Origin of the sequence: Leeuwenhoekiella parthenopeia (assembly GCF_020782115.1) — a bacterium.
In the GTDB taxonomy this organism is placed as follows: domain Bacteria; phylum Bacteroidota; class Bacteroidia; order Flavobacteriales; family Flavobacteriaceae; genus Leeuwenhoekiella; species Leeuwenhoekiella parthenopeia.
In genome coordinates this window covers 246,464-267,800 of record NZ_JAJGMW010000001.1, presented here as the reverse complement: position 1 = coordinate 267,800, position 21,337 = coordinate 246,464, and the positions used below count along the sequence as shown (strand labels likewise).

Genomic DNA, 21,337 nt, shown 5'->3' with positions numbered 1-21,337 from the left:
ATCTAAAAATGAGAACTATACCCAAATTAAGAATTGTATTAATGATGTTTTTATTAAGCAATTTAGCTTGTAAGAATAATTCAAATTCTAATGAGAATCCTAAAGAAGAGGTAAACGAGTTACCTCCAAACATTGTTTTAATTTATGTAGATGATCTTGGTTTTGGAGATTTAAGCTCTTATGGACAGAAAGAGTTAAAAACTCCGAACATTGACAAGCTTGCTGAAGAAGGCATGTTATTTACACAACATTATGCGGGATCTACAGTATGTGCTCCTTCGCGTGCAGCTTTAATGACAGGTAAACATACAGGCCATACTTCTGTGCGAGGTAATAGTCCAGAGGGTCAGCTTTTAGAAAATCAAGAAACCACGATTGCTGAACTATTAAAAGAAAAGGGATACACCAGCGGTATTATAGGTAAATGGGGTATAGGAAATCATCCCGAACCAGACGACCCATCTAGAAATGGTTTTGATCATAGTTATGGATATGTCAATATGTGGCACGCTCATAACTTTTATCCTGAATTTCTTTATCGTAATGGTAAGAAGGAGATGCTAAAAGGAAATGAACTCGATGAGAGTTATCCATATCCTGATGATATGAAAGAAGGCACCGGAGTGGCAAAAATCAAAGAAACCTATGTACTCGATAAATTTCAAGAAGATGCCCTTTCATTTATTGATAAAAATCAGAAAAATCCATTTTTTCTCTATTATGCTATTAATATGCCTCATGCTAATAATGAAGCAGGCTATTACACCGGAAACGGTATGGAAGTGCCTAATTATGGTTCTTATAAGGACAAAGATTGGCCAGAACCTGAGAAGGGTTTCGCTCAGATGATACATCTTATTGATCAAAAAGTTGGAGAAGTGGAAGCAAAGCTTAAAGAGCTTGGATTATCAAATAATACGATCGTAGTTTTTGCAAGTGATAATGGACCGCATAATGAAGGGGGGCACAGTGTAGATTTTTTCGATAGCAATAGTATATACCGCGGAGCTAAAAGAGATTTATATGAAGGAGGAATAAGAGTGCCATTAATTGTTAAATGGCCACAAAAAATAAAAGCCGGGTCAACTACTAATATGCCGGTAGCTACTTGGGATTTTCTCCCAACTTTTGCAGATTTAACTGGGATTCCTGAACCAGTTAACATTGACGGAATTTCATTTGCTCCTTTATTATTAGGAGATACTAAAAATCAGCAAAAGCACGAATATTTATATTGGGAATTTTATGAACTCGGAGGTCGCCAGGCTATACGAGTCGGGGATTATAAGTTGGTAAAGCTTAATGTGAGAGATCCTGATACTCCTGTAGTTTCAGAACTCTATGACATTGTATCAGATCCAACAGAATCAAAGAACATTAAAGCCGATTTTCCTGATAAAGTAAGTGAACTTGATTCACTAATGAATGTAGCTCATCAGGAACACAGATTACTCTCATTGTTTTCTCAAGAACAAGACGCAGAAACCCGATTTGAATAATAACTTATCTATCATAAAATGAATAAAATTAAATTTATAATAATTCTTTGCTTAGGCGTACTTACATCTTGTGTAGATTCAGAAATTTCGTCACAGACGGCAAATACGAGTAAATCTGTAGAAAAAAATATATCTGTAGATACTGAATTTGAATTGGCAGCGACGCCTCCTATGGGTTGGAATAGCTTTGATGCATACGATTGTCGGATAAACGAAGAAGAATTTAAGGCTACCGTTGATTATATGGCTGAAAACCTTAAAGAGTATGGATGGGAGTATGCTGTTATTGACTATATCTGGTGGCACCCAAATCCCGGAAACTGGGATACACCAAGGCGAAAAGGTCACCCTAATATTCGTTATAATGATGATGGTAGCCCATTATATCCGGAATACACTAATATGGATGAGTTTGGAAGGTTGATTCCTGCTGTTGAGCGCTTTCCTTCTGCTGCAGGGGGCAAAGGATTCAAACCTATAGCTGATTATGTTCACAATAAAGGATTGAAATTTGGAATTCATATTATGCGTGGGATTCATCGCGTTGCCGCTTTTCAGGCTACTCCCATAATGGGTACAAATATGACTGCTAAGGATATAGCAGAACCTTTTGATACTTGTAACTGGTGCAATCATATGTATGGTGTAGACGGTTCTAAAGAAGGGGCTCAGGAATATTATGACTCACTTTTTAAACTTTATGCTGAGTGGGGAGTTGATTTCATAAAAGCAGATGATACTATGTTCCCTCCTTATCACGATGAGGAGATTGAAATGATTCATAAAGCAATAGAGAAGTCTGGAAGACCAATGATTTTAAGCCTTTCTTGCGGCGAAGCACCCGTTTCAAGAGCGCCTCACCTTATTGAAAATGCAAATATGTGGCGAATTTCAGCAGATTTTTGGGACAATTGGGAATCTTTAGAGCACAATTTTGATTTACTAAATGCTTGGTCCCCATTTATAGGCCCGGGTCATTGGCCAGATGGTGATATGTTACCTATTGGTAAATTATCACTAAATGATAGACCCCACGGTAAAGAGCGCATGTCTAATTTTACAGAACCGGAACATTATACTTTGATGACTTTATGGAGTATAGCAAAGTCACCTCTTATGATGGGAGGTGATCTGCTTTCAACTCCCGAAAGCACAATGAAATTTCTTAAGAACAGAGATGTCATTTATGTAAATCAGCATAGTGTAGACAATCGTCAAGTAATCAAACATAATAACGAAGCAATTTGGATTGCAACTGACCCAGCTAATGGAGATAGATTTATAGCTCTATTCAATCTGGCGGATCAACCTGAAACTATTTCTTTTAATCTCGAAGATGAATCTCTTAGAGGTACTTTTAAAGTAAAAGACTTATGGGAAGGGAAATATTTAGAAAATGTAAATCAAGTATTAAGTGCTAAAATTGCTCCTCACGGTGGAAAAATATTTAGATTAACTAAATTGTAATTACACATATTTATTTTTCATGCCTAGAAAGCTCATTGTTCTATCTGTTTTTTGGTTATTTCTTAATTCCGTTCAGGGGCAGGATTACCTATTTAAATTCAAGAAAATTGGAGTGAACGAAGGTTTGGCACATACTGATGCAACTTCTGTAATTAAGGATGAAAACGGTTTTATATGGATAGGCACTTACGGAGGTCTTAATAAGTATGACGGATACAATTTGCGTCTTTTCACTAATAACGTAAATACTTTATCTAAGGCTTATATTAATCGAATTAGCGACTTAGCACGTATTAATGAACATTTGATTCTCGCTACTCAAGGAGGTCTGGCTGCATTCAATACGCGTACTGAGCAGTTTGAAAATATTAGCTGGAATTTGATAAATGAAGAAGATATAACAAGAACTAAAGTAGGAAATATTCTTATTGTCAAGGATTTAGTTTATGTCATCATCGATAAAAAAGTTTATGCTTTTAAATTTAATTTTAGTCAAAATCGAATTGTATTAAACGAAAAGAAAATCAATGTGCCAGATTTTCTCGGTATCGTAAACAGTCTATCACAGGACTTTCTAGGTAATATTTGGTTAACTACTCCAAGAGGTCTTTTCAAAATTGAAACTGAAGATCAGGGAAGACAAATAAGGATCAAACCAATTGAGGTTCAAAATCTAGATGGAAAAATCTTTCAGGATTTTACTACTGTTTTTACCAACTCAAAAACTGAAATGTGGTTAGGTGGAACTAACACACTATTAAAAGCTGATCTTTATAGCTTAGACGATGGTAAAATAAGAGTCAATCCCATTGATGGTTTTGACCGTGAAGTGCGTAGAGCCTTTGATCTTGACTCAGATGAAAATTTTCATATTAGTGCTATTTATAGTTCTAAGAATGGGAAGGTATGGATAGGTACTGATTATGGATTGATTGAACTGGTCAGTAAACAAAATAATAAAATAACTTATAATTTTTATTCCGATGATCGTGGTAATGAGAGCAGCCGCCTTTCGGGAAAGCGTATAAATAGCTTTTACGCTGATGGCACTGGCAATATTTGGATAACTTTCTTTGGTTCTGGGGTCAATCTCATCAATCTTAATCAAAAGCGATTTAATTTATTAACCAATATTCCATTTTCTAGAGAAAATAATTATGCTCCAAATTACATCAGGGCTGTTACAGAGGACGAAAAAGGTAATATTTGGTTGGGTTCTGAACGAGATGGGTTAGTATATTATGATTTTGATAAAAATAGTTTTAAATCTTTTCAGCATAGTAAAAATGATCCGAATTCAATTATAAGTAATAGTATACGGTCATTATTATATGATTCTAAAAAAAGATTATGGGTGGGTACTACAAAAGGAATAAGTATTATAGATACGCGATCAGGAAGAACACGTCATTTAAATGCACTTTCACCAATTGAGCATCATCGATTATCTGACAATACAATTTTTTCAATTGCCGAGGATAAATTTGGAGCTATTTGGGCAGGATCTTGGTTTAATGGTCTAAACAAAATTACCCTAACTGACGAAAATTTACATATCGATAAAATTTATAAGACTCAATTAGGAGAACCTTTTGGATTAACTTCTAATGAAATTACTGAAATTAAAACCGATTCCCTAAGACGTGAAATATTGGTCTCAACAGTAGAAGGATTGAATCACATCTATTTAGATTTTAATGGTGAAATTGATTCCATAATACATTACAAGGGAACTAATGGAGATAGTACATCACTATCATCTAATTATGTTTGGCCAGTAGAGCGGCTCAACGATAGTATTTTATATGTCGGCACGATAGGAGGGGGACTTAATAAGCTCATCCTAAATCAAAAAAATGATTTAGGTTACAAAGCTTTGAGAATTAACAATAAGTCAAATTTAATTAGTCAGGATGTTGAATCCTTGATCTTAGATGATAATAAAGTATTATGGGTTGGAGGTCGAGGTATTACGCGTTACGATATTAAAACAAAAAATATATCTGCATTTACTGTTGAGGATGGTCTACAAGGTAATAGTTTTAAAATTGGAGCCAGTCATCACGGGGCAAGCGGAAAACTTTACTTTGGAGGAACACACGGACTCACGTATTTTCTTCCAAATGAAATAAAAACAGATACAACTCAAGCTTCAATTGTATTATCGGGTATTGCTGTAAATAATGATTTGATAAGACCGGGAGACGATACCAATATTTTAGATCAACAGATTAACAATATCAATGAATTAAAACTTCAAAGCGACCAAAATAATTTTACTTTTTACTTCAGTAGTTTGAATTATGCCAATGCAAAGAATACTACATTTCGTTATAAGCTTGAAGGATATGACGAAGATTGGATATATATAAATAATAGCGCACCACAGGCAACTTATGCAAACCTTCCTTATGGAAAATATAGTTTTAAAGTAAACGCTACAAACACAGATAATTACTGGTCTAATAAGACTAAAAACTTATCATTGGTCATTACTCCACCATTTTGGCTTTCAGTGTATGCGAAGGTATTTTATGTCTTAATTGGTATTTTAATGCTATATCTAGCTTCAAGATGGATTTTGCTTAAAAGAGCTTACGACATTTCTATTTTGGAGAAAAAACAGGAAGATAAAATCCATAAAATGCGTCTTCAGTTTTTTACAAATATTTCTCACGAATTTAGAACACCACTAACATTAATTATAAATCCGCTTGAAGAATTACTGAAAGGCAATGTAGGAAATCGTAAAAGAGACAGATATTATAGTCATATGCTCAAAAATACTAAGCGGATGCTACGTCTCATAAATGAATTAATGGATTTTCAGAAGATAGAGACTAAAGCGTACAAGTTACAATTCAAAAAAGAAAATCTCAATAAGGTACTTAAGGATGTCTATGAAAGCTTTGAAGAGTTTGCCGCTTTGCGAAATATCAAGTTGATATTTAAAGAAACTATTAACCTGGAGAACTTTTGGTTTGACCGGACAGTAGTTGAAAAAATAGCGTACAATATACTAGGCAATGCTTTTAAGTTTACGGATGATGGGGGAGAAGTGGGAATTCACATTCTAAAAAATCTGGATCAAGAAAAAAACCTTAAAAATGCTACACGTTTATCGTATAACAACTTAAATTCAGAGTTGATTTGGTTAAAAATTTATGACACTGGAAAGGGAATATCAGAAAAGGAAATGAATCATATTTTTGACCGCTTTTTTCATAATGACAAGATAGATTCATTAGAATCTCAAGGTTCAGGAGTTGGTCTTTCGCTTGTTAAAAGTCTAGTAATGTTACAAAACGGGGAGCTAATTGTAAAAAGCTCGGAGCAAGTAGGAACTTGTTTTTATATTGGTATTCCTTTCATTAAACATTTAGAAGCTGAAGAATTACAAGAGCCACAGGTACAATTATCCAAATCATCGCTAAGTCCTATTTACGACACCCCAAATTTCATCCACAATATTGGGAATTCTTATGGAAAAGGTTCTTTACTTGTTGTGGAAGATAATAAAGAGCTTAGGTTCTTTATTAAGGAAAATCTTCAGGATGATTTTACAGTTTTTGAGGCTGAAAATGGTAAGCAAGCTATACAAATTATAGAAAACAATATTATTAATGTTGTGATAAGTGATATAGTTATGCCAGTAACCGACGGAATTGAACTTTGTAAATGGGTAAAAACAACTAAGAAATATGAGAATATACCTTTTATCTTACTCACCTCAAACCTATCTATTGAAAAACAGCTAGAAGCAGCACAAGCTAAGGCTGATCTATATATATCAAAACCTTTTAGTATTGATGTGCTTAAAATTAATGTTCAAAATATTCTATCAAACCGTTTGAGTCTAAAGGAAAGTATTGTTAAAGATACGTTTGTAGAGTCGTATTCAATGACTGAAAAATCAAAGGAAAATGAATTCGTCCAAGAGTTAACCCAAACTATAATTGAAAATTTAGAGGATAATAATTTTGATGTTTCTTCCCTATCAGAATTACTGAATATGAGTAGAACAAATATTTACAACAAAATTAAAGCTACAACCAATAAAACAGCCGTTGAGCTCATTCGAGAGATACGTGTTAAAAAGGCAGCGGAAATTTTACTTACAGAGGAGGTGACAGTTGCTGAAGCTATGTATAGAGTAGGTATCCAAAGTCAATCCTATTTCACTAAAATATTCAAAAAAGAATATGGTAAAACTCCCTCACAATTTGTGAATGATGTAAGCACTAAAAAGGGGCACGATGTCACTTAGGATTTTAAACTTATTTGCCTTTTTTTTTATGAGTTTGTTTGGTTTTAGTCAACAGAACTTAAATAATATTCGGGTTAGAGATCCATTTATTTTACCGGATACTAATTCAAGTACCTACTATCTTTACGTACAGACCGGAAACCGCTTATCTAATAATGATAGTATAAAAGGAGTTGAAGTTTATACTAGCAAAAACCTAACGAGTTGGGAAGGTCCTAAGACAGTATTTTCAGCCGAAGATTACCCTCGTGAAGATTTACAGATTTGGGCTCCGGAAGTTCATTTTTATCGAGGTCAATATTATATGTTTGTGACTCTTACTTCTCATGAAAAAATAGATAATACCAAACAAGGGGAAAAGCAGCCAAGACGATGGACCCAAATATTAAAATCTAAAAGCCCATTCGGGCCTTTTAGATCTTTTGGAAAGAGAAGTGCAACACCTAAAGATTGGATGAGTCTTGATGGGACATTTTGGGTTGAGCATGATGTTCCATATATGATTTTCTGCCATGAGTGGGCCCAAATTGGAACAGGAACCGTAGAACTTGTTCGACTTAAAGACGACCTATCTTCTGCGAAAGGAAATCCTAAAACCTTATTTAAAGCGACAGATGCGAATTGGGTTGAACGATTTATGCGTAAATCTGATCAAACAATAGGAGGTTATGTTACTGACGGGTGCTTTATTTACAAGACAAAAAAGAATACGCTTCTGATGATTTGGTCAAGTTTTGGTAAAAATGGTTATGCTTTAGGACAGGCTGCCTCTATTTCCGGTTCCATAAAGGGACCCTGGAAGCAGATAGAACCACTTATCTTTGATGAAAACGGAGGTCATGGAATGATTTTCAAGACCTTCCAAGGAGATTTAAAATTGGTTCTTCATCAGCCAAATGGTAATAATTTAGAGCGCACCAGAATCTTCGATTTGGAAGATAGTGGAAACTTCCTTACTCTAAAACATTAAATATCGGATTTTAAATTATCTGGAACTTTTAACTAGAAAGCGGCTGCTATAATTACCTCAATTGGTTTAACTAATAATAAGACTTACTATTTTCATATATACTATTAAGCTTATTACTAGCTGTTTTGTATATGTCTAAACATATTATTCCTCTATTGATTTTAATCAAATCAACAAGGGTCTAGGTAAGATGAGCAAACAAACTCGATTTAATCTATTTTATTTTGATCCTGTTCAATATAATATTAACCTCAAAATATTTGATTATGGATTATTTTAAATCAATCACACTTGTTTTTTGCTTACTTGTTCTCTATAGCTGTGATAAGGATGATACTGCTTTATATTCAAAAGAAACCTCTGATGACAGTTTGGTTTCAAATCTCATTCTAACTCCCCAGAGCCCCAACCAACTTATTAATAATTATACAGGAAACGCTAATTTTGATTCAAATACCGGAATTCTCACATTTACATCTAGTGGAAAAATTAATTTTCCAAATAGGTCTCAGGGGCAGGAGACTAGATGGTTTGTACCTCCATCAGTAAGTAAAATAATTATTAAAAAGCAAACTCGTGTTGAAGGTCAATTCGATGTGGCGACAGGAACTAATGTAATTATCCAAGGAGAGAATAAATTCTCATCGAAAGTTTTTGGGACTAACCTACAAGCATATTCGGGCACTGGTGGATTGATACCTGTATCTGCCGGAGAATTCTCAGCATTTTTGAGCAGTGGTAATGGAACCAATCTTATAATTGACAATTTAACCAGTATAAATCCCAAAGGTTGGCACAGTAGAGCTAACTATGCTACCGGAGCAAGGTTGACCCTTAAAAATTCTCGATTTATTGATGACCGCGGGGGGTTTGGAAATCATAGCGATGGTGTTCATAATGCAGATTTAGTTGAGAATTGTTATTTTGAAACAGGTGATGATATAATTTGTGATTATAGCGATGCTCCTACAATTGTAAGAAATTGTGAAATTAATCTGGTCCAAAATGCTATGCCAATTCAATATGGATACAATGGGCCAACTAGTGGTAATAATACTTTAACCATAGAAAATTTGTTAATAACTGGTGATGTCGGTAGAAATGGAGCTTCGCTAATACAATGTTTAAATAGAAATAATAATTCTCAAACAGCAACTAAGACAATAAATATTGACGGGCTTTATTTCAGGCCAAGTAATAATAACAGCAAGGGTTTTATTGTAAATTGTGATGATAATATCACTCTACAGGGTACTTGGAAAAATGTAAATATTAATGTAGCAGATTATTTTAATTCAAGTTTAGATTCAAAATCAGGCCAGGCCATTTCGTTCATATCAATTTGTAATACTACAAATAAATACAAAAATTATAATTGTGGAAATCCTCCAATGCCTTAGTAAAGGGAATAATTTTAAATTTTAGTGAAAAGTCAGTAAGTTTTCTTAAATTGATTTAGAAAGATAAACTTACAAAACTTGTGAGTTAATCGTGAGTTCAGAAAGTAGAATAACTCGTGAGACCATATAATTAAAGGAGTTGGAGGGTTTTTAAATCATCCTGCCACCCCGACGAACCACATACAAGTGGAAACTAAAAGCCTGTAAATCTATTGATTTACAGGCTTTTTTATTTTATACCCTTTCAATTGATAGGGTTTGATATCAAGCAGTTTAGTGAATGATTCGGTGAATACATTTTTAAGCTCGATTCACTATCTTAGAAGGACATTTTGAAAGGTTTGACTCTCGTCTTTGAAAAACTAATGTTTCATTAAAAGACGCTCGAAATGCCTGATTTTACTACTTTTTCCGTATTATTCTTCACTAGAAAATTAAACCGGAACAAACAGGAATTGTCTATTTACGCCCGGATAACCGTAGATGGAAAATGCTCAGAAATGAGCTTAAAACGAAAAACTTCAGTGAATGATTGGGACCCTTCCAAGGGAAGAGTCCGGGGAACCACAGCAAAAGCAAGAAATTTAAACAGTTATTTAGACCAGGTTTACTCCAAGTTGCTGGATGCCCATAAAAAGCTTTTGGATAAAGACTCACTCATAACAGCTGATCGAATCAAAGCTTATTATTTAGGTTTTGATGAAGATCATATGACGCTTTTAGATATCTTGGAATATCATAATAGCAAAATGCATGGGGTGCTCAAATGGGGTACGCTTAAGAACTATTATACTACAGCGGAATACCTTTCCCGGTTCTTAAAAGAAATAAAGAAGACCGATAATATATACTTAAAGCAAATCAATTATCAATTCATAACTGAATTTGAAGATTTCCTGCGTAAGGTTAAACCCAAAAAAGGGCAGAAGCCCTGTGGGCCAAATGGAACGATGAAGCACTTAGAACGCTTTAAAAAGCTTCTGAACTTGGCTATTAAACTGGAATGGTTGGTTAAAAATCCATTCCACAGTTATTCTTTTAAATTTGAGAAGAATGACCGCCAGTTTTTAACGGAACGCGAATTGCAAAAACTGGAAGAGACTTTTTTCAAAAGTGCATCGCTCGAACGGGTGAAAGACCTGTTTTTGTTTTCTTGCTACTCCGGTTTATCATATATCGATTTAAAGGAACTCACCACAGATCAACTGGTCAAGGGAATGGACGGTAAAGATTGGATTTATACTAAGCGGGAGAAAACCCAGCAGTCGGTTAAAATACCCTTGTTGCACTCCGCAAATACGATTCTAAAGAAATATAGAGGACATAATATTTTAGAGGATTCAAATGCGGTCTTTCCTGTGATCTCTAATCAGAAAATGAATAAGTATTTGAAGGATATCATGCTGGCTATTGGAGTTCGAAAGAAAATTACCTTTCACTCTGCCCGGCACACCTTCGCTACGGTGGTTATGCTGTCAAATGGTGTACCTATAGAAACCGTTTCTAAAGTTTTAGGACACACGAAGCTATCTACAACTCAGATTTACGCAAGGGTTATGGAAGATAAGCTTAGTAAGGATATGGGTAAATTGGATAAGTTGATTCAGGAGAAGAGGGTTGTAAATAGTGAATAAACAATACCTTAACCAATAAACTTCGTAATTTTAGCACTATCTTATAAAGTGTGTAACTAAAAATAGCGGGAGCAAAACCCCGCTATTTTTTTTAAATTCAGAGTTTACACCATTATGAAGAAAGAGGAGTTAATCAATTCTGATTTTGTAAAACAGTTTAAGACAGGCGATGAGCTCAACGGTTTTTTCAAGCAACTGTAGAAACGCGGTACTGAGAACCTGCCTGCGGTGAGGCAGGAATAGTTGAAGGTAAGCTTGATGCGCATTTGGATAACAATAAAAACCAATAATCCAAGACCGGAAATACCCGCAATGGTTATACTCCAAAAACACTAAAAACTTCTTTCGGAGAATCACAACTTGCTGTCCCAGAGATAGAGTTTGAGTTTTAACCCTATCATGGTTCTTAAGAGATACTATGGTATACGGGATAATAACATCTTTGTGTCGCTTTACCTATGTCAAGGGTATGAGCAATAGCTATATTGAAGAGAAGTCTATAACATTTATGTATCTACATATGCTATATCCAGAATAACTGATAAAATCTCTGCAGATATAGTAGCCTGTCAAAACAGGTCATTAGAGCCCTATCTTTTAGTATTTATCAAATTTTTAATTTCTAAAAGCTAAAGAAGTAATTAATAGATATTGCTAATTGTTTAAAATGTAAAATTTTCCAGTATTTCCGTAGTTTACTCTAGCAAGAGTCTGATTTTAAGCTGATAAATTTACGTGATTAAGTTTTTCACAACAGTTTCTCAAACGATATCGTACTGAAATTGATTTTTAGTTTCCGCTATTTGGAATACGATGAATTTAATTTCAAGGGTATTTAAAAAATCACTCGTATGTTTAAAAAATTACTTTTTATTGCTCTGTCTTTTGCTTTTAGCGTTTCAGGCTTTTCTCAAAAGGAATCTATAAGAAATGGAGTTTCCTGGTTTGATACAGATGGGAATCGAATCAGTGCCCACGGTGCAAGTATTCTGCAGCACGATGGGGTCTATTATATGCTGGGTCAGGATTACTCAAATGATTTCTTCACTATCGGGGTCAATTTATACTCCTCTACAGATTTAGTGAATTGGACATTTTTAAATAAGGTTATTGACGCTACTACAAATCCGGAAATAGCAAGTCAACAGCGTATAACAGTTAGACCAAACTTAGTCTATAATGAGGCAACAGATCGCTTTATTATTTGGTCTGGATGGAAAAACAGAAGTCTCACATATGGCGCAATAGCAATTTTTAGCTCCCCCACGGTCGATGGTAACTATGCATTTGAAAAGATAATTGAACCTCTGGGCTATGATTCTAATGACAGTACATTATTTGTTGATACCGATAACACGGCATACTACATTTCAAATAATAAAGACAACCGAAGCCTAAATATCTACAAATTAACGCCTGATTATATGGACCTAACGGGTGATGTAAATATTTTATTCGCAGGAACGAGTAAAGAAGCTCCTGTACTTTTCAAAAAGGATGGTTACTACTATCTTTTAAATTCATATAAAACAGGCTGGGATCCCAATGAAGGACAATATGCATACACTACTTCTATAATGAAGCAGTGGTCTTCTTTACGGAACTTTGGTAATCGAATAACTTATGATACTCAGCCTACAGCTGCTTTTAGTGTAACCGGAAGCGAGGGAACTTCTTACTTTTATATGGGAGATCGCTGGAAAGATCCTGATCTTCGTGAATCAAAAAATATAATTCTTCCTATTGAAGCTAGTTTTGGTAATTTGAGTTTGAAGTATGTACCTGAACTTAAAATTGACATGGAAAAAGGAACCTGGAGCGCATATGATGATAATGTGTACGTTCCCAACAATGACTGGCGGGTAATTACAGTTTCTAGCGAGCAGAATAACACAACTTTTTCTTCCTCGAATGTTTTTGACAATAATGTAAATACCATTTGGAATACTAATTATACAAACGGTATAGATTCCTATCCTCACGAGATGATTATTGATTTAGGCAACAATTACGATGTTTCCGGGTTTATGTGTGTACCCAGACAAGATCGAAGTCCTAACCTAATTAGTGATTTTCAACTATACTTAAGTATGGATGGTGAAAACTGGGGTAAACCCGTAGCTTCTGGAAGAATGAGTTATTGGAGCGAGTTGTATTTTCCTGTTAAGAATGCGAAGTATATGAAACTCGTGGGACGTAGCGATATTTTCGGAACGCGTTTCGCGTCGGCAGCTGAGTTTAGACTGATGATGAATTCTGAGGATTATGAGGAAAACGGGATAAATTCATATTATAACATTAATGGTGGAAGCTTTAGTGTAGGGACTAAAATAGGAGTTGACATAAGTGATACCGTACGTTTAGGACCGCAAGCTCAGACGCCTACGGGTCAAACTCAATTTTATGGCTCTTGGAGCTATCACGGGCCAAAAGACTATTATTTTGAAGGTCGCGCTCCATTTATAAGTGATATAGAGTCCGATGATTTGGGTCAATACACGGTTTATTATTTAGATGATAAATTTAATGTTCAAACAAAAAACATTGAAATAGGTCTAAAATTAAAAACAAAATTGATAGAGGTCTCAGATGTTGTTTGCAACGGTGATGCTACAGGATCTGCTTCGATTGAAGTAATGGATGGATTTGCTCCTTACACGTATGAGTGGAGCAATGGGCAAAAAATGCAGCAGGCAACAGATCTTAGTGCTGGTGAATATACCGTAGCAGTTACAGATGCCTCGGGGTATACCATTACTGAAAATATAAAAATAAATGAGCCCGAGGCTTTGCAAATACGGGTCACTGAAAATGCTGAATTGCAATTTGGGTATGAAAGCCAATGCGTTACACTTGAGGTTCAATCAGTCACAGGTGGTTCAGGTAATTATTCATATTTATGGAGTACTGGAGAAATTTCAAAGACAATTGAAGTTTGCCCAACTGAAACGACTATTTATACTGTTTTGGTTACTGACGAAGCGGGTTGTACTATAAGCGAAAGTAGTGAGGTGACTGTTGAGGACGTAAGATGTACTCAAAGTTCTGGTATGACTAAAATTTTACTATGTTATAAGGGTAAAACACTTTGTGTAGCAAAAAGCGCAGTACCAGCATTAGTTGAAAACGGAGCATTAATAGGAAGTTGTACAACTGAAGACCCAGTTGAAATCGAGCAATTATCAATTTATCCAAACCCTACATCAGATCTCGCAACCGTAAGTGTAAATTCTGTGATCGCAAATAAAGGTAGTTTGACAATTTATGATATGTTAGGGACTATAATATATGAGTCAAAAATAAAGTTAAACGCCGGCGAGAATGCTTTTGAAATTGACCTTAGTCAGCAAAAGCCAGGAGTTTATATTGCACAAATCAGAAGCGCTAACTTAGAACCATTAAGTGCAGAAATAATTAAGAATTAGAATTTAAAAGAGATATATTGAAAATGACTTTAAATGCATATTGCTCCCGACTTGGAGGTAATATGCATTTTAATTATCTAGTTTTTTTTGCTTAAAATCTGACCTGTATTTTGAAGGTGGCATTCCCATCATTTTTTTAAAAGCTCTAGAATAATAATAGGGGTCATCAAAACCTATTTTAATACAAATTTCTTTCATGGTCATATCTGTAAAGTACAGGTATTGACATGATTTCTGAATCTTCAATTTATTGAAATAATGTATGGGAGAGTAGCCTGTTCTTTTTTTAAACAACTCAGAATATCTTGAAACAGATAAGTTTTGTTCTGCTGCAAGTTCCTCAACTTTAAGGTTCTTATTGAGATTTTTATTTAAAAAATCAATTGATTTAGTAATTGTATCTTCTTTAGCCTGAGCAGGATTAATATCCTCCTGATAGATCATTGTAGCAAGAAGATGATATAATTCAATATTCGCCAGCTCAACATTTTCAATTTCAAAACCAACTTCGAGAAGACTCATAATTCTGAAAAATACCTTTAAACGATCTTCATTTCGGGGTATATTTTTTATTTGAGGTTTATTATTTAACTGAAATTTTTTGTAAAAGACTTCAGCTTTTTTTCCTATAAAATGTGCCCAGTAAATGGTCCAGGGTTCATTAATTGAACTGCTGTAATGATGTGCAATATGTGGAGGAACCAATATAAATGTATTAGGGCTTACATCATAACCCTCATTCTCAATTTCAACCCGACCTCTGCCTTCTGTGCAATAGAGTAAAATGTATTCTGCGCTTCCAAACTTTCGGCGTCTGTCGTGATATACAGCCTGTGGATAATAACCTATGGCTGTTAAATTAAAGTCTGAAATCAATTCATTTTTTTCTATTTCCATTTTAATATTCGGAGGAATAGTGATCATGCGTTGCCCTAAAAAACCTTCTCTTATTTTTTGATGCTTTAACTGGTTCATAGTTATTGAGGAATTAGCACAGACTTTTTTTTATCATGATTAGCAAAACATTTTACATAAATCACAGTGGCAGAACGCAAAATGATGAATTTAATCAGTCGATAAAATGTTTACTAATTTATATATTCTGTTAAACTATTTCGTATAAATTATTCGATGAATAATCCATATTTTAATATGATAGCTAATTTACAAAAACGATGTAGTAAATCATATTTTACTGTAAATTTTACACATATTAATTGGATATATGTTTATAGCATTGGATTTCAGTTAATTATTAATATTAGAAACTATTTATTTAATCCAACCGACTGCCTTAGGGATAAAATCGTAAAATTATCCATTATAAGAAGAGAAGTATCCATTTTTTGTTAAAATGTTTAACATTAGTTTTGAGTTTTAGAATTCTAAATCGTCAAACTGAATGTATAGTTCAGCTTGATTTTGTAGTAGCTTTTAAAACATAATTTAAAAGTGAAGTCTAAACACAAATCTCAATTTAATGATTAGAAAAATACTTCAGTTAATTACGATAGTTTCTTTTTTTGCATTCATTTCTTTAGAAGCATCCGCAAAAAATATTCTTAAGAACAACAATACTTATGATCAACAGGTTGTAAGGGGAACAGTAAGATCTTCTGATTCTAATGGGCCTATACCAGGAGTATCTGTATTAGAAAAAGGTACTCAAAATGGTGTTGATACTGATTTTGATGGGAATTATCAGCTTACAGTTTCAGGTCCAGATGCAGTCTTAGTGTTTTCTTATTTGGGTTTTACCACGCAAGAAATACGAGTTGGAGATGAAACCGAAATCGATGTAGTTTTAGAACCAAGTACAGAATCTTTAGAAGAGTTGGTAATAGTCGGTTTTGGAGGCTCCCAGAAAAAAGAAAGCCTTGTAAGTTCTATTGCAACGGTACCGGTGGGCGAATTGCAAACCCCGACGAGCAATTTGACTAATGTGCTGGCTGGTCGCGTTGCCGGTCTGATAGGTTATCAACGATCTGGTGAGCCCGGCGCAGATAACTCAGATTTTTTTATAAGAGGTTTAGGGTCTTTTGGTCAGGGTAAGCGTAACCCGCTTATACTTATTGACGGTATAGAATCTAATACTACAGACTTAGCTCGGTTACAACCAGACGATATTGCTTCATTTTCTGTTTTGAAAGATGCCGCGGCTGCTTCCATATATGGTGCACGTGGTGCAAATGGCGTAATTCTCGTAGCTACTAAGAGTGGTAAAGTGGGTAAGGTTCAGTTTGATTTTAGAGTAGAGAATCGTTTTTCATCAAATACAGATAACTTTCAACTTGCCGATAATATTACGTATATGGAGTTGGCTAATGAAGCAACATTAACTAGAGATCCACTAGCTCCGTTACCTTATTCTCAGAATAAAATAGATAGAACAGCGGCAGGCGATAATCAACTTCTGTATCCTAATAATAATTGGATTGATGATCTTATTAAAGATTACACTTGGAATCAGGCATATAATTTAAGTGCCAGTGGGGGTAGCGAGCGTGCCAGATATTACATTGCGGGTACTTTAAATATTGATAATGGTTTGCTTAATGTAAATGGGATAAATGATTTTAACAATAATATTAAACTTTTTAATTACGCTATACGAAGTAACATCGATATTGATCTGACAAAAACTACTAAAGCTACCATTCGTGTATATGGGCAGTTTGATGATTACACAGGTCCAGTTGGTGGACAGGACGCTCAGGGCAATCCTATAAATGGAGGGCAGCGTATTTTTAATTTAGCCTTATATTCTAATCCGGTTTTGTTTCCGGATATCTACCCTACAGAATTACGACCCTTTACTACGCATCCGCTTTTTGGAGGTGCCGAAACGAGACCGGGTAGTGGAGTTCTTGCATTGAACCCCTATGCGGAAATGGTAAGGGGGTATCAGGAATTTAAAAATTCAACTATTCAAGCTCAATTTGAGATTAAGCAGAAGCTTGATTTTATTACTGAAGGTTTGAGCGCGCGCTCGATGGGTTATATTAGAAGGTTTTCTAACTTCGGTACCGCAAGACAATACAATCCCTTTTATTATTCTTCAAGAAGAAACCCAGAAACTGGAGAAATCGTTCTTTCTGTCATAAATGATGGTAGTGCGGCATCTATAGGTACCACGGGTACTGAGTTTCTAGATTTCCAGGAATTAGGTAAAAACCTCGACTCGCGTATTTATAATGAAACAGCTATAAATTATAATCGCACCTTTAATGAAAAACACGCAGTTTCAGGTTTGCTTTTAAATTTAATAAGCAGCTATCAAACCGGAAATAGTGGTAGTGTTCAGGCTTCTTTGCCCACCCGAAACCACGGTATTTCCGGACGATTTACCTATGGATATGACGATCGTTATCTTGCAGAACTAAATTTTGGTTATAATGGATCTGAAAAATTTTCAGAAGGAAACCGTTACGGATTTTTCCCCTCTTTTGGTGTAGCCTATCGTATTTCTAATGAGCCTTATTTTGAAAACTTTAAAAATAAGAATATTGTTACAGATTTAAAGTTGAGAGCTACTTACGGCTTTATAGGTAATGATGAGATAGGCAGAACTCAGGATCGTTTTTTTTATCTGTCAAATGTTAATCTGAACAATGCGACCTACGGAGCAACATTTGGAGAAGATTTTGGTTTTACAAGACCTGGAGTTTCCATAAGCCGTTATGCAAACAGTAGAATAACCTGGGAGCGATCAGAGCAGATTAACTTGGGATTAGATTTTGAACTCTTCAATTCGGTCGACTTTATTTTTGATGCCTTTATTCAAAACCGAACCAATATTCTTCAGGAACGAGCAGATGTAAGTCCTACTCTTGGGCTTCAGGTAACTCCATCTACAAATTTTGGAGAGGTTCAAAGTAGAGGTATTGATGGCGCAATTGAATACAATAAGCAATTTTCTAGCGACTGGTGGACCAGTCTAAGGGGTAATTTTACCTTTGCTACTAGTGAGATTAAAGAATTTGCAGAAATAGATTATCCGGATAATTTATCCTTTTTACAACGTAAAGGAGATAATGTTTCTCAAGGTTACGGTCTTATTGCAGAGCGTCTATTTGTTGATGATGAAGAGGTAGCAAATTCCCCCACACAGTTTGGAGATGTAAGGGGAGGAGATATAAAATACCGCGATGTTAATGGTGACGGACAAATAACCAATTCAGATCGTGTGCCTATTGGTAAACCACAAACACCCGAGTTAATTTATGGTTTTGGAGGAACGGTTGGATACAAAGCCTTTGATATCAGCTTTTTTGTACAGGGATCCGCAGGTTCTTCATTCTTCATTAATCCTGCACTCATTCAACCGTTTTTTATAAATGGCCGTTCAGAAAGCGGTTTGCTTAAAGCCATCGCAAATAGTCATTGGTCTGAAGAAAATAGAGATGTTTATGCTTTCTGGCCCAGATTGAGTACACAACAGGAAGTAAATAATAACCAGCCCTCTACCTGGTGGATGCGTAGTGGGGATTTTATAAGACTCAAAAATGTCGAGTTAGGCTATAATGCCCCTGAAAAGTTTACCAAAAAATTTGGCTTAAAAAGTTTTAGAATTTATGCTAGCGGGATAAATCTTGCAGTTTGGAGCGCATTTGATCTTTGGGATCCCGAACAGGGGGCAAATGGCTTGGGTTATCCCATACAATCGGTATACAATCTAGGTATAACCGCGAGACTTTAAAAAAAGATAGTATTTAAACTTAGAACGTTCTATGAAATCATCAATATTTAAATCATACTTAATAATCACATTTGCCGCAGCAGTATTCTTACAGTCCTGTGAATCACATTTGGATGTAGTGCCAGATAATGTGGCTACTATAGACAATGCTTTTACCTTACGAAACGAAGCTGAAAAGTATTTGTTTACTTGCTATTCTTACCTTCCACAGGAAGGAGACATTAGATTCAATATTGGGATGCTTGCCGGAGATGAAATGTGGAAAAATGAATTAATTCTACCTGATCTTGGAAACTTTGAAATCGCAAAAGGAAATCAGAACGTAGGCACTCCTGAATTTAACGTTTGGGACGGTACAAATTGGGGTGCTGGTCCTGGTAATAACTATGCTATTTATCAGGGTATCCGCAATTGTAATATTTTCATTGAAAACCTTCAGGATGAGTCTAAAGTACGGGATTTACCAGATTTTGAGCGTAGCAGATGGATTGCGGAAGCCAAATTTTTAAAGGCATACTACCATTACTATTTGATGCGGATGTATGGTCCAATACCTATAATTGATCAAAATATTCCCATTGAAGCTTCTACAGAAGAAATTAATGTTTATAGAGAACCGGTTGATGAGGTTGTTAATTTTATAGTAAATCTGCTTGATGAAAGTGTTACCGATTTACCCGCAGAAATACTGGATACCGGTAATGAATTGGGTAGAATTACCCAGCCTATAGCTCTGGGTATAAAGGCCGAAGTGCTTTTGCTTGCAGCCAGTCCTCTTTATAATGGAAATCCAGACTATGCCGGCTTTGTAGATACTAGAGGTGTACAGCTAATCAATACCACACCAGATCCTGAGAAATGGCAGTTGGCCGCAGATGCGGCTCTAGAGGCCATTCAGGCAGCTGAAGGTGTAGGGGCGTCACTCTATGAGTTTGAACAAAACCAGTTTGACTTATCAGATACCACATTAACAAAATTAAGTTATAGCCAGGCATTTACAGAGCGTTGGAATTCTGAAATTATCTGGTCTAATCCAAACAGTCGTACAGCAACTCTACAATATTATTGCATGGTTCCGGTTAGTACAGATTATACCCACACCTTATGTCAAAAGATTCTATCGCCGCCTATTAAAATTGCAAAAGAATTCCATACTAAAAATGGAGTTCCCATTGACGAGGATAAAACGCTCAGCTTTAACAATGATACAGAGCTCAGAGTGGCAACAAATGAAGACAAATATAACATACTTGAAGGGTATCGCACAGCGCGTCTCAATTTTGACAGAGAACCTCGATTTTATGCCAGTTTAGCATTTGACGGAAGTACTTTTTACAAACAAGATAGTCCCTCGAGATCAGATGAAAATACCTGGGTCGTACGTGCGAAATATGATGATTATGGTGGAAGTAATGCGGGGCTTTTATACAATGTAACCGGTTATTATATTAAGAAACTGGTAGATTGGCGAATGACAAATACTACTGGTACACCTTACAGAGCTTATGCCTGGCCAATACTTCGATTATCAGATTTGTATTTGATGTACGCTGAGGCACTCAATGAAGTGGAAGGCCCAACCCCTACCGTTTTAGATTATGTAGACCGTATACGGGAACGTGCTGGATTGCAAGGGGTAGCAGATTCCTGGACAACGTATTCATCCAGCCCTTCAAAATATACTTCTAAACAAGGAATGCGCGATATCATTCAGCAAGAACGCCTAATTGAATTTGCCTTTGAGGGCAAACGTTTTTGGGATTTAAGAAGATGGAAAAGAGCCGTGGAAGAGTTTAACACAGATATTACGGGCTGGAATTTTTTAGGAGATGAGGAATCTGAGTATTATCAAATTAGGACTTTAAGTCAGCAACGTTTTGTTGCTCCACGTGATTATTTATGGCCTTTGTCTGAAAATACCCTATTGCAAAACCCCAATCTGGTTCAAAACCCGGGTTGGTAATAAAAAAGAAATT

General features: G+C 35.4%; 10 protein-coding genes. 9 read left to right on the top strand and 1 reads right to left on the bottom strand.

The window, feature by feature from the left end:
- Positions 1-8 precede the first annotated feature (8 nt).
- The 7 genes from LLW17_RS00875 (at position 9) to LLW17_RS00845 (ending at position 14,662) form a co-directional block, all read left to right on the top strand.
- Positions 9-1,499 carry an arylsulfatase gene (locus LLW17_RS00875; RefSeq protein ID WP_228228380.1) on the top strand — a complete coding sequence of 497 codons (1,491 nt, stop codon included), beginning with the start codon at positions 9-11 and terminating at the stop codon, positions 1,497-1,499.
- A gap of 18 nt (positions 1,500-1,517) precedes the next feature.
- Positions 1,518-2,966: a glycoside hydrolase family 27 protein gene (locus LLW17_RS00870; RefSeq protein WP_228228379.1), complete on the top strand. Its 1,449-nt coding sequence runs from the start codon at positions 1,518-1,520 to the stop codon at positions 2,964-2,966.
- A gap of 19 nt (positions 2,967-2,985) precedes the next feature.
- Positions 2,986-7,233, top strand: coding sequence for a hybrid sensor histidine kinase/response regulator transcription factor (locus LLW17_RS00865; RefSeq protein WP_228228378.1), 4,248 nt, complete (start codon positions 2,986-2,988; stop codon positions 7,231-7,233).
- Complete coding sequence (locus LLW17_RS00860; RefSeq protein ID WP_228228377.1) at positions 7,223-8,203, top strand: glycoside hydrolase family 43 protein; 981 nt, start codon at positions 7,223-7,225, stop codon at positions 8,201-8,203. Before LLW17_RS00865 ends, LLW17_RS00860 begins: the two co-directional genes overlap by 11 nt.
- Positions 8,204-8,469: 266 nt before the next feature.
- The gene (locus LLW17_RS00855) at positions 8,470-9,603 is read left to right on the top strand and encodes a hypothetical protein (RefSeq protein WP_228228376.1); all 1,134 of its coding nucleotides are present in this window, start codon (positions 8,470-8,472) and stop codon (positions 9,601-9,603) included.
- A gap of 389 nt (positions 9,604-9,992) precedes the next feature.
- Positions 9,993-11,237, top strand: coding sequence for a site-specific integrase (locus LLW17_RS00850; RefSeq protein ID WP_228228375.1), 1,245 nt, complete (start codon positions 9,993-9,995; stop codon positions 11,235-11,237).
- An 851-nt stretch (positions 11,238-12,088) separates the two neighbouring features.
- Complete coding sequence (locus LLW17_RS00845; protein ID WP_228228374.1) at positions 12,089-14,662, top strand: family 43 glycosylhydrolase; 2,574 nt, start codon at positions 12,089-12,091, stop codon at positions 14,660-14,662.
- 69 nt (positions 14,663-14,731) lie between these two features.
- Here the strand turns inward: LLW17_RS00845 and LLW17_RS00840 are convergent, their stop codons facing one another.
- On the bottom strand, positions 14,732-15,637 hold the full coding sequence (locus LLW17_RS00840; RefSeq protein WP_228228373.1) for a helix-turn-helix domain-containing protein: 906 nt from the start codon (positions 15,635-15,637) through the stop codon (positions 14,732-14,734).
- A gap of 505 nt (positions 15,638-16,142) precedes the next feature.
- On the opposite strand from LLW17_RS00840, the gene LLW17_RS00835 reads away from it, so the two are divergent.
- Positions 16,143-19,361 carry a SusC/RagA family TonB-linked outer membrane protein gene (locus LLW17_RS00835; RefSeq protein WP_228228372.1) on the top strand — a complete coding sequence of 1,073 codons (3,219 nt, stop codon included), beginning with the start codon at positions 16,143-16,145 and terminating at the stop codon, positions 19,359-19,361.
- 31 nt (positions 19,362-19,392) lie between these two features.
- Positions 19,393-21,324, top strand: a complete 1,932-nt coding sequence (locus LLW17_RS00830; RefSeq protein WP_228228371.1) for a RagB/SusD family nutrient uptake outer membrane protein — start codon at positions 19,393-19,395, stop codon at positions 21,322-21,324.
- The last annotated feature ends 13 nt before the right edge of the window (positions 21,325-21,337 follow it).

Bases quoted from the DNA above. Each gene is read 5' to 3' on its own strand.
- LLW17_RS00875 (WP_228228380.1), top strand. From the start codon at position 9: ATGAGAACTATACCCAAATTAAGAATTGTATTAATGATGTTTTTATTA.
- LLW17_RS00870 (WP_228228379.1), top strand. From the start codon at position 1,518: ATGAATAAAATTAAATTTATAATAATTCTTTGCTTAGGCGTACTTACA.
- LLW17_RS00865 (WP_228228378.1), top strand. From the start codon at position 2,986: ATGCCTAGAAAGCTCATTGTTCTATCTGTTTTTTGGTTATTTCTTAAT.
- LLW17_RS00860 (WP_228228377.1), top strand. From the start codon at position 7,223: ATGTCACTTAGGATTTTAAACTTATTTGCCTTTTTTTTTATGAGTTTG.
- LLW17_RS00855 (WP_228228376.1), top strand. From the start codon at position 8,470: ATGGATTATTTTAAATCAATCACACTTGTTTTTTGCTTACTTGTTCTC.
- LLW17_RS00850 (WP_228228375.1), top strand. From the start codon at position 9,993: ATGCCTGATTTTACTACTTTTTCCGTATTATTCTTCACTAGAAAATTA.
- LLW17_RS00845 (WP_228228374.1), top strand. From the start codon at position 12,089: ATGTTTAAAAAATTACTTTTTATTGCTCTGTCTTTTGCTTTTAGCGTT.
- LLW17_RS00840 (WP_228228373.1), bottom strand. From the start codon at position 15,637: ATGAACCAGTTAAAGCATCAAAAAATAAGAGAAGGTTTTTTAGGGCAA.
- LLW17_RS00835 (WP_228228372.1), top strand. From the start codon at position 16,143: ATGATTAGAAAAATACTTCAGTTAATTACGATAGTTTCTTTTTTTGCA.
- LLW17_RS00830 (WP_228228371.1), top strand. From the start codon at position 19,393: ATGAAATCATCAATATTTAAATCATACTTAATAATCACATTTGCCGCA.